This window comes from Deltaproteobacteria bacterium (assembly GCA_026388545.1).
Taxonomy (GTDB): domain Bacteria; phylum Desulfobacterota; class Syntrophia; order Syntrophales; family UBA2185; genus JAPLJS01.
The window spans coordinates 1-13,416 of the sequence record JAPLJS010000073.1; the positions used below are offsets into that span (position 1 = coordinate 1).

At 44.6% G+C, this 13,416-nt stretch carries 11 protein-coding genes and 1 tRNA gene; 4 read left to right on the forward strand and 8 right to left on the reverse strand.

Annotated elements, in window-relative coordinates; all coding sequences use genetic code 11:
- Positions 1-532 precede the first annotated feature (532 nt).
- From NTW12_08670 to NTW12_08690, 5 genes are all read right to left on the reverse strand, one after another.
- Complete coding sequence (locus NTW12_08670) at positions 533-1,210, reverse strand: PEP-CTERM sorting domain-containing protein (protein MCX5846416.1); 678 nt, start codon at positions 1,208-1,210, stop codon at positions 533-535.
- 524 nt (positions 1,211-1,734) lie between these two features.
- Positions 1,735-1,811 (reverse strand) — tRNA-Met (locus NTW12_08675).
- A gap of 63 nt (positions 1,812-1,874) precedes the next feature.
- Positions 1,875-4,097, reverse strand: a complete 2,223-nt coding sequence (locus tag NTW12_08680) for an ATP-binding protein (protein MCX5846417.1) — start codon at positions 4,095-4,097, stop codon at positions 1,875-1,877.
- Between the two features lie 144 nt (positions 4,098-4,241).
- Entirely contained in the window at positions 4,242-5,111 is an 870-nt protein-coding gene (speB, locus tag NTW12_08685) for an agmatinase (GenBank protein MCX5846418.1), read from the reverse strand.
- 153 nt (positions 5,112-5,264) lie between these two features.
- Positions 5,265-5,987, reverse strand: a complete 723-nt coding sequence (locus tag NTW12_08690; GenBank protein ID MCX5846419.1) for a UDP-2,3-diacylglucosamine diphosphatase — start codon at positions 5,985-5,987, stop codon at positions 5,265-5,267.
- A gap of 202 nt (positions 5,988-6,189) precedes the next feature.
- Here NTW12_08690 and NTW12_08695 point away from each other — a divergent pair, with 202 nt between their 5' ends.
- Together NTW12_08695 and NTW12_08700 are read left to right on the forward strand one after the other, a co-directional pair.
- Positions 6,190-6,993 (forward strand): enoyl-CoA hydratase-related protein, encoded by an 804-nt coding sequence (locus NTW12_08695; GenBank protein ID MCX5846420.1) that lies wholly within the window; start codon positions 6,190-6,192, stop codon positions 6,991-6,993.
- Positions 6,994-7,213: 220 nt separating this feature from the next.
- Positions 7,214-7,885 (forward strand): DUF554 domain-containing protein, encoded by a 672-nt coding sequence (locus NTW12_08700; GenBank protein MCX5846421.1) that lies wholly within the window; start codon positions 7,214-7,216, stop codon positions 7,883-7,885.
- Here the strand turns inward: NTW12_08700 and NTW12_08705 are convergent.
- Positions 7,882-9,576, reverse strand: coding sequence for a hypothetical protein (locus tag NTW12_08705; GenBank protein MCX5846422.1), 1,695 nt, complete (start codon positions 9,574-9,576; stop codon positions 7,882-7,884). The two genes, NTW12_08700 and NTW12_08705, sit on opposite strands and share 4 nt — an antisense overlap.
- Positions 9,577-10,035: 459 nt before the next feature.
- Here NTW12_08705 and NTW12_08710 point away from each other — a divergent pair, with 459 nt between their 5' ends.
- Together NTW12_08710 and NTW12_08715 are read left to right on the forward strand one after the other, a co-directional pair.
- Positions 10,036-10,488, forward strand: a complete 453-nt coding sequence (locus tag NTW12_08710; GenBank protein ID MCX5846423.1) for a nucleotidyltransferase domain-containing protein — start codon at positions 10,036-10,038, stop codon at positions 10,486-10,488.
- Positions 10,481-10,915: a DUF86 domain-containing protein gene (locus NTW12_08715; GenBank protein ID MCX5846424.1), complete on the forward strand. Its 435-nt coding sequence runs from the start codon at positions 10,481-10,483 to the stop codon at positions 10,913-10,915. Before NTW12_08710 ends, NTW12_08715 begins: the two co-directional genes overlap by 8 nt.
- Before the next feature lie 57 nt (positions 10,916-10,972).
- Here the strand turns inward: NTW12_08715 and NTW12_08720 are convergent, their stop codons facing one another.
- Both NTW12_08720 and NTW12_08725 read right to left on the reverse strand, forming a co-directional pair.
- Positions 10,973-11,707, reverse strand: a complete 735-nt coding sequence (locus NTW12_08720) for an ABC transporter ATP-binding protein (GenBank protein MCX5846425.1) — start codon at positions 11,705-11,707, stop codon at positions 10,973-10,975.
- A gap of 105 nt (positions 11,708-11,812) precedes the next feature.
- Positions 11,813-13,309 (reverse strand): transglutaminase-like domain-containing protein, encoded by a 1,497-nt coding sequence (locus NTW12_08725; GenBank protein MCX5846426.1) that lies wholly within the window; start codon positions 13,307-13,309, stop codon positions 11,813-11,815.
- Positions 13,310-13,416 lie beyond the last annotated feature (107 nt).

Consider the following 13,416-nt stretch of genomic DNA (forward strand, 5'->3'; position numbering starts at 1 on the left):
TCCATAAACATGCCTCTCCCTTGGTCATCTCTTTGCGAAGCTTATTGGCAAAAGGTTGTAAGCGTTTGTTGTAGCTGCATAAATTATTTTTATCAGCTTCCATACCTCCCCCTGCACCCCCTCCAGAGGGGGACAACCAAATGTCCAAACTCCAGTCCCCCCTTTTCTAAAGGGGGGTAGGGGGGATTAGATAATCACGTGGAAAATCCCCCTGTATCCCCCTTTTGCAAAGGGGGACCTGAGTGACATGTTTTTGACTTTTTACGAATTCATCAAACCTCAGTTTCCAACAGCATCAGGGATTAAGGTTTACTACATTTGATGATTTGATTATATTTCAAGTTGTTTTGACTGATAAAAATGAATTTAGAACGAACCTGTCGGAATACTTTACAACTTTTTTTGTGCTCAGGTAATCTCTTCTTACCCTTCTCAATTTTTATGCTTTCCTGTTGAGTTTTAGCCAGTCAGGCATTAAAAAGGCAGGACCATTTTCGACCCTGCCTTCCTCTCTTAACACTATGATGCAAATTTACTTTTTTAATTTTCTGCTAATCCCTGCAACCCCAATCATCCCGAGGCCAAGGAGCAGCAAGGTGGTGGGTTCGGGCACTTGCGGAGTCTGCAAGGTAATGTCTTCCGACAAAAGTGCACCCTTTTTCCTGCCATCGTTATCAACATAACGGGCTTTGATGCTGGAATCCCCCTCGCCAGTGAACAGCGTACCGTTGTCCACTGTTATATCAAAAACAAACGAATAAACGGTCCCTCCTCCATTACCGGTTGTGATAGCGACACCTTTTCCACCATTGTAAGTGGACTCAGCGTAAGTGCAAACAAAGCCACTTCCACCATTAGAACATCCGCTGTTGTTAAGTCCGACTAACTCCAAATTCCAATTTGATTTCCCACCTGGAGCTGCATACAGAAAGACATTATCAATCGAGTCACTGACCTTAATCGCTACATCAGCAAGGTATGTGCCGCCACCAGTGTAGGTGCTTGTATCAATGTCGAGCGTGATACGATAAGTTTCGTGCAAGAGGTCCGAATCTGAAAGCGCGCTACCACTATAACTTAGCGTATACATTGCACCTTCGCAACTATTACCTGTACAAGGATAAGATCCCCCTATAGGATCTGCATAACTGACTCCTGAATAGAGCAAAAATGCTAACCCTACTAAAAGTGCCCATTTCTTTGTTATCATAGGTTATCTCCCTTAACCAGATTATCAATGTTGTTTCAGCTAAAGATACTCATACTCACTTCATTATATAAGCAAATTATATACCATAATGATAAGTATATGATTATATAGTACTTTTACTTACACGGATGTTTAAATATAATTCAAAATTGTAAAGAAGTCCGACAGTTAAAAGTAAAATAATCTGATATCTTAGCTATCTATTTGAAATACTTGATAATAAATATTTTATTAAACTGTAAATAATTCCGACACTCAGTTAGAGAATCCGACATATAAAATAATAGTGACTTTTATCAGAATTGAAAGCAATAAAATCACATGCTCCATATCGAGGTAATTTATCGAAAATACTTATGTATTGTCATAGCAATGCCCAATAGACTGTGGCGATTTTTACCCTCATAAGATTGTTTCGTTTCACTCGCAATGACCATCCATATTTATTGGAGTCGAAGTAAAAAACTGGATATGCACCGTAAAAATAAAAAGGTTAGCACCAATGGGGCTAACCTCTCATTTTTTGGTAGCGGGGGGTGGATTTGAACCACCGACCTTTGGGTTATGAGCCCAACGAGCTACCAGGCTGCTCCACCCCGCGTCATATTGATTCTCAAAGAGGGTAGCTTTGTAAACCAACACCCCTCCTTTGTCAAGGTATTTTTCACTTCTTTCCCTGTTTACACGGAAGCTCTATCGAAAAGACAGAACCTTTACCCTCTTCGCTTTCCACATGAATACTTCCGCCGTGTCTTTTGACAATCTCGTGGGATATATAAAGACCCAATCCCGTTCCTTTACCAACCGGCTTGGTTGTAAAAAAGGGCTTGAATATGTTTTGCATCTGGTTATCGGGAATCCCCTTCCCTGTGTCCCTGCATTCTATGAAAATACTGCCCGTGTCTTCCCTATGCCTCGTTACCAGGGTAATCTTTCCCTGCCCTTCATGGAGTGACTCAACGGCATTTTTAATCACATTGATAAACACCTGACCCAGATTGGCAAAATTGCCCTCCATGAGCGGCAAATCGTCATCGTACCTTTTCTCAACCTCAATCTGAAGATGTTTATACTGGTTGTGCAAAACCCTCAAAGCATCATCAATGGCGACGTTAATATCAACGGGCTCAACATACACCTGGGTCTGACGGGAAAGATCAAGCAAGCTTTTCACTATATCGCCCGCCCTCTTCAATTCTTTTAATGAAAATATCAAATCGTCAAGAACCTCATCCCTGTTCCCATCTCCAACCTGCCATTCACCGACAGATTCCATACTTGTCTGAATGAGACTTGATGCACTTGCCAGGGGATTATTCAGCTCATGTGCCGTACCGGCAACCAGCTGACCGATCGCGGCAAGGCTTTCCGATTGAATAAGCTGCTGCTGTGTCCTCTCCTTCTCTTCCAGAGCCTGACGCAGATCTGCCGTCCTCTCTTCCACCTTCTTCTCCAGATCGCGGTTCAGCTTTTCGATCTCCTCGTAGGATTTAGCATTTTCCAGAGCGGTAACACTCTGATTTGCAACGGTTGTTAATAGTTCCAGATCCTCATGAACGAACAATTCCCCTGATTTCTTCTGCCCGAGCGCGATCATGCCAATTAACTTAGTTTTAGAAATCATAGGTATTATCAGCGATGCACGTACTCCATCGAATATGGAAAATATCTGATCTTTTTCATCCGGGTAAGTAGTCTTTATTTCAACAATGTATTTGTTCAATGGTCTTCCTGTTTTTTCAAGAAACGCAACGATAGGATGTCTCTGGTTAAATACATTTTTATCTGCCCCAGTTAAACAATCCCTGTCGTTTGCGCTAAGCCGAAAATATCCCGTATTATCATCATAAACGATCAGATCAACATGAGTAACCTGCAAGGCATTTGAAATCGACTTAAGCAGAAGATCCTTTATCTGATTAAACTTTAAAAGAGAGGCCATCGCTCCGCTTATCTCTCTCAGAAGCTTTTGATAATTATACTTGCCCCTGAAAAAAAGAGTATCAATCAAAGTCTGTACCTTCGCCCGGAGCGGATTGAACAAAAGGACTATCAGCACTGCCAAAACCAGCGGCAAGAGCAGGTATTCGTCAAAGCCGGACGTTATAAAAAGGGTATTAAAGAGGTAAATGATCGATATGTAGAAAGCGGTAAGAATACCTGTCAGAATAAAGTATATTGTCCCCTTTCTGATCAGGGCGCCCATATCGAGGAGATCATATTTCAGGACTCCATAAGCCAGAAAGATTGCCGGAGCAAAGCTGAGATTTCCCATGGGATATAGGTTAAGACCGCATATTGTGAGTATATTCGATGCAATGAGCAATGCGGCAAGACCTACGCCGCCGAAGATATACTTTATCCTGTTTTTCTGCTGATTATCGTGAGCCTTCTTCATACCCGCAAACAACGAAAAGAGACTATAAAATACCATTAAACCGGCAACCAATGAAAAGGCATAGTAGGCCGGGCCTGCTTTGGCGATGGCCCCAAAATCATGGTATTGAACACCACTGATAAAAAGATCTGAAGGGACAAAGCAGGCAAAAATTAGGCTAATCAGAAGGGCTGCAAACACAAGCCATTTTCGACCCAAAATTCCGAGGAATGAATGAATAAACTGGATATAAACAGGCAACGTGAAGACAAAGAAAAAATGGAGTACCCTGTCAACGGTAAGAGCCAGGGTTTTATCCGGAATTGCAGCTACCAGGACAACATCGGCGTTAATTAATGCACCGATAAGACAGATTATCGCAAATAAAATGTTTGTGGGGTTTTTCCTGCCTCTGAGAAGAGAAATCAAGGCGAGAAAGATGAGGATAAAAAAACCGAGAATGGGCGGAATTACATAGCCATATGAATTATGCAGGTAGTCAAGCAACATATCCTCACTTCCTGTGTTTTTTTATTCACCTCGAAATAAGTCGGGCGAGACGCCCAACCTACTAACAGGTGGGACAGACGTCCCGCCTGTCCTAATACTGTGCGCCTGTACCCGCAAAGGCACCGAAATGAAATGAAATTGGCGCTACACTTTCCCCGCCGACTTTGCTTCGGTTAAATAACCCATTATTCGATAAACTAACTTCGCAGAAAGGAAGTCAGGGGCAACCATTCCAGGAATGGGTGAAAGCTCAACAACATCAAAGCCCCGTACCCTGCATCGCTTTGACACCTGCCTTACAAGACGGAGAAGATCCTTCCAGTAAATGCCGCCCGGCTCAGGGGTACCGGTTGCAGGCATAATAGAAGGATCAAGAACATCAAGGTCAATCGTGATATAGACATCACCGCTTAGTTTTTCGCAAATTGTTTGCCACCAATTATGTTCTTCAAGGATATAATCCGCTGAAAATGTCTTTACCTTGCCTTCATTCATAAAAACGGCTTCTTCCGCACTCATGCTCCTGATACCCGCCTGAACGAGAGGACATAACTCAGATATGCGACGGCCGACTGATGCATGGCTATAAGGACTGCATTGATAATAATCCCTCAGATCTGCATGGGCATCAAGTTGAAGCACCGATATATCAGGATATTTCTCTTTCATCGCCTGAACGACACCAAATGATACACTATGCTCCCCGCCGAGAATAACCGGAATTTTATCGAACGAAAGGACTTCAGCGATTGCATTATGTATAACATTCGCCATCTCACCCGGCCCCCGCGCATCAGAATCGAGGAAAGGCAGCGTATAGATGCCGGCAAGATACGTCTCTTTGCAGAGCTCTTCATCGTAAAGCTCCATATGACTGGAGGCATCAAGTATGGCGTGCGGCCCCCTCCTTGACCCGGACTGATACGTTGACGTCAGGTCATAAGGAATGGGCACAACGACGAATGTCGCCTCTTCATACGTTGGAAATGCAGGATCAACTCCCCCGAAATTCATGAAGACTCCTCTGAAAATTTGTTCATTTTTGCCTTTTCAACCTTGAACCTTGTTCCTTGAACCTTTATATCTTGTTATCATATATGCTTTATTTCGTCACCCGTATTCTGAAATACTTCAATTAAAGGTTCAAGGGGCAAGGAACAGCAGCGCTCAATGGTCGTAATAGGATAATGTAAAGCGGCCGTCTTCATAATAAATATAAGAATGGTGCTTTCTCCAGTCGCCAAGCGTCGCAAAAGTTTTTCTCCGCCCGTCAATTACATATTCCTTCAACAATGGTTTATGGCAGTGCCCGAGAATGACGGCATCGTAACCGTCCTGGAACTTTTCCATGGAAAACGACTCCATTATTTTCGCTAAATAATCTCCGGAATCAGGCGATAGCTCCTTGCTCACAGTGGAACTTAGCCGGGCAATTTCCCAGAGAATAAATGGGGGAATCCACCCTTGGAGCTTGTAAAATAGTCTGCTCCTTAAGAGCTTTCTTAAAAAAAGGTATCTCGTGTTTGTCCTGTCTACAGTATCCCCGTGGGAGATGAGGATGTTCTGACCATCAAGAGTGATATTAGTCCATTCGGTAATAACCGACATACCGTGAGTTTTCGTAAAATAATCTCCAAGAAAAAAATCATGGTTCCCCTCACAGATGTGGATACGAATTCCCCTCTGCTTAAGATCCGCAAGCTTTTCAATCACAGCCTTAAACTCCGGATAGATATGACTTTCACGGCAGAACCAGAAATCAAAAAAATCCCCCAGGATGAATAAATCATCAACATGATCCTTGGGAAAATCTAAAAATCGCACCATATAACGATAGCTATCATCATCCTCATTTTTCAAATGGGCATCGGAAAGGAACACCGCCTTCATTACTTTGTCACCATTTTTTCCCAAGAAAATAATTTCTGAACCGCATTTCCATTAGCATAAATGGCGAGGTATCAAAAGCCAAATTTTTACCGGGGCTTTTGTTAATATCGCGATAGAATAAAATATTTGGTTGTGAGTCATCTCAAAAACGTGTAAAAAGGCAATAACTTTTCAACATTACGAGAAATAATGGAGGTGTACGATGGAGTTTAAAGAAATCCTGTTTCAGATTGATAAAGGTATCGCCACAATGACCCTTAACCGGCCGGATATTCGCAATGCCATTACTCATCGAGAGATTATTGAAGAGATCAAATCTGTATGCACGCAGGTCAATGAGGACCTGGATGTTAAGGCGCTCATTGTCACCGCTGTCGACCCTGCCTATTCTTCCGGCGGGAACGTAAAAGACATGAAGGATAGAAAAGGAATGTTCCAGGGAACCCCCGCCCAGATTATGGAAAAATACCGAAGTAATCTTCAGGACGTTCTCCTTTCGGTTTATAATGTAGAGATCCCTACCATTGCCGCCGTCAATGGCTCCGCCGTCGGCGCAGGATGCGGTCTTGCCCTCATGTGTGACATAAGGGTCGCTTCCCGGAAGGCTACGTTTGGCGAAACCTTTCTCAATGTGGGACTCGTCACCGGCGACGGCAGCGCTTTTACCCTGCCCCGGACGGTAGGTATGGCTAAAGCGTGTGAACTTATTTTCACGGGTGCTACCATTGATGCGGATACCGCCCTGAGTGTAGGGCTTATAAATTACGTTGTTGAGCATGAACAACTATCGGCAAAAGCCAACGAGATAGCCGCAAACATCGCATCCAAACCTCCCCAGGCCCTGCGAATGACGAAACGGCTCATACGCACAGGTCAACATTCAACGCTTGTTCAAATCATGGAGGAAGCGGCTGCGTTTCAGTCTCTATGCCACTACACCGAGGATCATATGGAGGCGCTGTCGGCGATGTTTGAAAAGCGGCAACCAAAATATACGGGCAGGTAGGAAAGTGACAAGGTTCAAGGGTCAAGGGACAAGGTTCAAGGGATAAGGTTCAAGGGGCAAGGGTCAAGGGTCAAGGGAGGACGTTTCTTCACTACTCTCGAATCCTGGAATCCTCGTCCCCTCGAATCCTTGCATCGCAAAAGATCGATCTGAAGTCTTCGCTTCAAGGTGAGGGTTTTTCTCCCAATCCCCGAGTGGGACAAATTTTTGGAGTTCATTATTGACCGGAACACTTGCTAATACAGGGGCCATTCTCGCAGGAAGTCTCATTGGAATGTCTGCCGGGAAATTCCTTCCCGAAAGGCTCAAGACGATAGTCATGCAGGCTCTGGGCCTTTCCGTATTACTCATAGGCCTCAAAATGGCACTTTCCGGTAATGAGCCAATCGTCACGATCGGATGTGTATTGCTTGGCGCGATTACCGGGGAATTAATAAAAATCGAACAGGGCATTGGATACGTAGGAGAATGGCTCAAGGTGCATGCCCGATCCAACTCATCAACATTTGTGAAGGGCTTTGTATCGGCCTCAATTCTTTATCTCACCGGCGCCATGATGATCGTCGGCTCTATCCAGGATGGTACGGTCGGAGATCCAAATACCCTCTATATCAAATCCTTGCTTGACGGGGTAGCTTCTGTCGCCCTTTCTTCCACTCTCGGTGTCGGCGTGGCATTTTCGGCATTATCCGTGCTTCTTGTCCAAGGCTCCATCACCATCCTGGCTTCAAAACTTCTCTTTATGCAAAATCCCGCCCTCCTTGATGCAGTTACTGCTTCTGGGGGCATACTCATCATCGGCATCGGGACCAACCTGCTGGAACTCACAAAAATCAGGATTGGAAATTTTCTTCCCGCACTCCTCTATGCTATTTTATGGGCGGTATTTTAGGTCATGCTCAGGCGCCGTTCACCCCAGCGCATGGGCAGGATGACCGCAAGGATGCAAAGCAGAAGAACCAGAGAAAATGAACCGGCAAGCCAAATCCACTGAAGTGCGGTAAGGCTTACTCCGCGAAAGCCGGCCATAAAGACCGAATAGACGGGCCCTGCTTCAAGAACAATAACCGTCGCTATGAAACCGGCGCACAGGATCATAAAGAGGAGACCCCCGAAGCTTGTCACGGACTGCGCCGGATTTTCAGATCGGAAATCGGGGTAAGCCGCCCCAAAACCGACCCCCATGGAGACAATCCCCGGGACCATGAAAAAGACCGTCGTGACGGAGAGAACCATCATAAATGGCGTGACATAGAGAAGTATGTTAGAGACAACGATAAGGATCTCCGCAAGGATAAGGAGCGGTATATAGTACACAAAGAATTTGATCCAGAGAAATGTCCGGATCCGAATGGGCGATGATCTGACGATCCAGAAGGCCTCCCCCTCGATACTTACGGCAGGATAGACAAAGCGCGCCGCAACGGCAGTCAGGACAAACGTGGCCAGGCCCATATTTAAAAAAGAGAAGATATTCTGAAGGTATATGGTCTTTATGGGAGTCTTGTCCAGGGGTAAGACAGAAAAGTTATAAAGATATACGACAATCAGGGCAACAATGAGGAATATTTGAGGCCACTGTGTCTGATCCCTGAAAAATGTCTTTATCTCCTTAACAGTATAGGCCCTCGCAGGACCGGACATGAAATTCAGGAAATACGACCATCCTCTGCTTCTCTTACCGCGTGTCGGAAACAGGCGCTCAGGCGTGGTCTGTGCCTTTGAAAAGCCCGTAAAATAGGCTGACCCTGAAACCCAGGTTATTATAAAGATCAATGTTGCGGTAAAACTCCAGGTAAGAGTCAAATCGAAGACGGTGCTGCTCGTTAACCCTGTCAGGGCGGCGTGTATGCTATCGAAAATCCACGTCGTGGGAAGAAGAGGCGACCCTGGTGTCTCAAGCGATTTGAAATAGAGAATGAGAGACGCAAATGTATCGGGGTTGACCAGCCGCTCCGGTCTCATCAAACGAAATGCCAAAATCAGAATCAAAAACAGGGCGAAACCGAGGAAAACAAACACTGTCCTGAGACGGCCCGCCGGCAGAAAAAAAGCAATGAGGACTACAGCAAGTGCGCTTATGCCCGACGCAATAAAACAGAGCGGCAGAATTGCCAAGACCACTGTAGTATAAAAGAACAATCCTGCTTTATATACAATGCCGTAGGATAAAAACACCGGCAGGCTGTATACTATTACCATCCATGAACTATCGATCGTGCTCTCAAACCACCGTGCAAGAAATATCTTTGCCGTGGATACCGGCATGGAGTGAACAAGAATCAGATCTTTGCTGAGATACAGCTTTGTGAGAGATGTGATTATACTGCTGAAGATGAGCAGCGAGAACAGGGTTAAAATTACCATGGACATGAGCTTACGTGCAAGAATATCGCCGAAACCTTCAACACCCTGGAAGTAGACCAGAACACGATAAAAGATAACAAAGATACCCGCCCAGAATATCAGACCGACCGCACCAAAAAGTAATCCCTTTATCGTGCGGTTCTCCGCATCTTTTGAAGAATTTCCGTTCTTAAAAGACCAGAAGCGGGGTTTTAACAGGGTGAGAATATCTTTCATGGAATTTAGACTGAAAATAGATTTATCTCTTACTCACCCCCTTTAAAAAGGGGGTCGGGGGAATTTGTTCCGATCTGTAAAATCCCCCTTAATCCCCCTTTTTCAAAGGGGGAAACCATCATGCTCCTCCCTTTTGTAAAGGGAGGTTGGGAGGGATTTTAAAATCGCCAAAGTTATACAAATCCTTTAAAATACTTTCTATCTTTTTCGCGTATGAATATCAAGTGCAAAGGTTTGCAAGAAACCCCTTCCGCAGCACCGTCGGAAATCTTTACATTTCTTAACTGAACGGTTGTTATCATCTAGCACCCTATTAATATTACATACTCGCAATGACATGAATGCAACTTAGTATCAGAACCCGTCCGGCAAGACGATATGTTCCGTATTGTTCCCGCTGGACAGCCGTAGAATATGATGCTAATAATATAAAGAAAATTTATTTTATCGGAGAATAGGATGCTCAAATTCAGCCAAAAACCGATAGAACCGGAAAAATATCTTCCGGCTTTTATTGAATTTTGCAAGAGGCAGGATGATATTATTGGCCTGTATATTTTTGGTTCAAGGGCGTCCGGGACACATGGACCTTTGAGCGATATTGATATTGCCGTCTTGTTACCGCAAGGATTGGGAAGGGACGTGTACAATAAAAAAGAGCTTTTTTATCTAGGCAAGGCGAATGAACTCCTTCATACGGATGACGTAAGTTTTGTTGTGCTGAACAAGGCCCCCTTAACCATTCAGTATGGGGTCATTACAGACTCAAAGGTTCTTTATGCGAAAGATGAAGAGGCACGATTGTCCTACGAAGAGACGGTTATTGACAGGTATATGGATTTCAAACCTGTGTTGGATGAATATGATAGGGAATTTGTAAGACAGATAAAAGAAGGAACGGCATTTGGTTAACAGAGAACTCGTTCTTGATAGATTGTCGAGAGTACGTGAATATGTAAAACACCTCAAGGAGTTAGTTAAACTGTCTCCGAAGGAATTTGTTTCGGATTTTAAAGCGGTCAGCAGCGCAGAGAGGCTTCTTCAAATATCCATCGAGGCGTGTCTTGATGTAGGAAATCACATTATTTCACGATGCGGGCTGGAACGGCCCAGAGAATACAAGGATATTTTTATTATTCTTGGAAAAGAAGGCGTCCTTCCGTATGTTTTTGCCGAGAAATTGATTCCTATGGTCAAGTTTAGAAACAGACTTGTTCATCTATACTTTGAGATCAACAAGGAAGAACTCTACAACATTATCCAGACCAACTTACACGATATTGAGGAATTCGTTCAATACATTGTAAATTATATTGAAGAAAAAAAGGGCAGCTTATAAGTGGTTTGATAGCAAAAAATGTGAAAAACAGGTATGGCTCTTATTCTTCTCTGTTTTTTATGGGACCGTCTGTTCCTCGGTAAGTATCAAAAAGACTTCTTCCAGATCCGCCCCCTCCCCCCCGGCATCGCGCCGCAGATCACCCACGGTGCCCGTTGCAATGAGTGATCCTCTGTGAATGATGCCGATGCGGTCACAAATATCTTCCGCAACCGCCAGGGTATGGGTTGACATGAAAAGTGTTTTCCCCCTATTCGCCAGCTCCCGAAACATATCCTTAACCATTTTGATTGCCGCGGGATCGAGACCTACCATCGGTTCATCCACAATAATCACGGTTGGATCATGGAGGAGGGCCGCGGAAATAATGAGCCGCTGTTTCATACCGTGGGAATATGATTCTATGAGTTCATGGGCCCAATCATAAATGGCAAACTTCTTCAAGAGCGTTGGCGTCTCTTCCAAAAATATCCGCTCATCAACACCGTAAAGGTCTGCCGAGAATCTCATGAATTCCATACCCGTCAGCTTTTCATAGAGAAAGGGCCTGTCCGGTATGAAACCGATCCTTCTTTTAACACTTTCAGGATCATCGGCCATGTTGATCCCATCGATAATAACTGAACCTCCTGTGGGTGCGAGGACGCCGCCCATCATACGGATTGTGGTTGTTTTTCCCGCACCGTTAGGACCGATGAATCCAAATATTTCACCTTTGGATACGGAGAGATTCAGGCAGTTTACAGCCAGAGTTTTTCCATAGCGTTTTGTCAGGTTTTTTAATTCTATCATTGTACCAATTTAGTGAATGTCATTGACATAAGAAATTCATGTTGAAAAATCCCCCTCAATCCCCCTTTGATAAAGGGGGAGGATATGAAATATTTGAGGACGTTATCATCGTGTCTTCTCGAGAACCTTTAGCCGCACCTTCCCAATAACACCAATCAAATCGATCTGCTGATCCGCCTCCCCCCGAACAAAGCGAATATGGGTAACATCCGCCGGCATCTGACCCATGACCGCATCCGCCGTAACCCATGTTCCGATAAAAAGTACATTCCAGGCATGATAGTAAAATCTTCCCCTCTGGTAGACAAGGCCTGCTTCAACCTGCGCCGGAATACCCGCGGCACGAGCGAGGGCCGCCAGCAAAACCGCATGTTCATTACAATCGCCAATCAGGTTATTCATGGTTTCAAGGGCGTTGGGAACTGATAGCACAGGCCTTTTCTCCACGTTTTTATACACCCACGCTACAAGCTTTGATGCCTTAACATCGAGAGGATCATCAGGAGAAATAATTTCCTGTACCTTGCTTACGATCTTCGGGTGGTCGGATTGAATAAATGGACTCGGTTTGAGAAAGGCCTCTTTACCGGTCATATTTATTTCCCGAAGGGGACGGGTTGGAATTGTTTCCTTCTGAACCACCAGTATATCTTTTTTAAAAGTCTGTCTGCCCCCGTTTAATCTGAGGTTATTCTTCTCCACATTTGCTATCTTCACCTTAAGCGATGCCAGTGCGCTGGGATCAGCAATGACCACATTTGACGGTACGGAGGCAATTTCCGTCAGGTCGGCACTCCCCGTGAGGGTAAACATTCCTACCGCTTCATGTTTTGGAACCTGTTCAAGAGTGATTCCTAAAATACCCTGTTCTTTCAAAATATCGCCATCCTCTCCAACCCAGGCGTACTGTTTAGCTCCCATGAAGTCAACGGACATCTTTCGTGCTTTTCGACGTTGACCCATAATCGTAACAACATCATCATTCAGCACGGTCACTTTTACGGGTCTCTGACCCATAACTGCCGGATCAAAAACATGGAAACTCCTGCTCTCTCCCGCTTGCATTCCTGCAATGCCGGCGGACTCAAGCATACCGTTTGCAAGATGCGGCACTTCCTTAAGTGTAAGGACGGTTTTTTTCTCGGAACCGGGCATTTCTGTATAAAGCGTAATCTGCTTACCACTGACATCCCCATGCGCCTTGAAACGAAAGAGGCTCGAACGGAGGTCAAAATTAAAAGAAGACAGGGTCATATCGGGGTTCAGATACCCGTCCGTCTTGAATGTCAGCCCCTGCACAACTCCCATGGTATTAATCTGCATAAAAACAGACTCAACAGAATGATACCCTCCTTTCTCGGTTCTGGAAAAGCGCCTGTGGGCATACCCTATTTTGCGTCCATTTTGGGAAATGTTCATCCATGTTTCTTTATCCGGAAACGTCTGAACAGTGGAAAAACCGGGAACTATTGCATCTTTTGACTGCGAGACTGAGGACTGCCCCCAATGAAAAATATCAAGCCGAAACGCAAGCAAGAGGAAGAACAGTATCGCAAAAATGCCTCCTGCAATCCAGTTTCGTTTAATCCTGAAGCCGGCCATTGTTAATCCTGAGGTTACCCTTTAAAAGTTGAAAGCCCTGCCCATTTATGGAAGGGCATAAAAAATATTACACCTTAATGACTATAATTAAAAGCGATTGAGGTGTC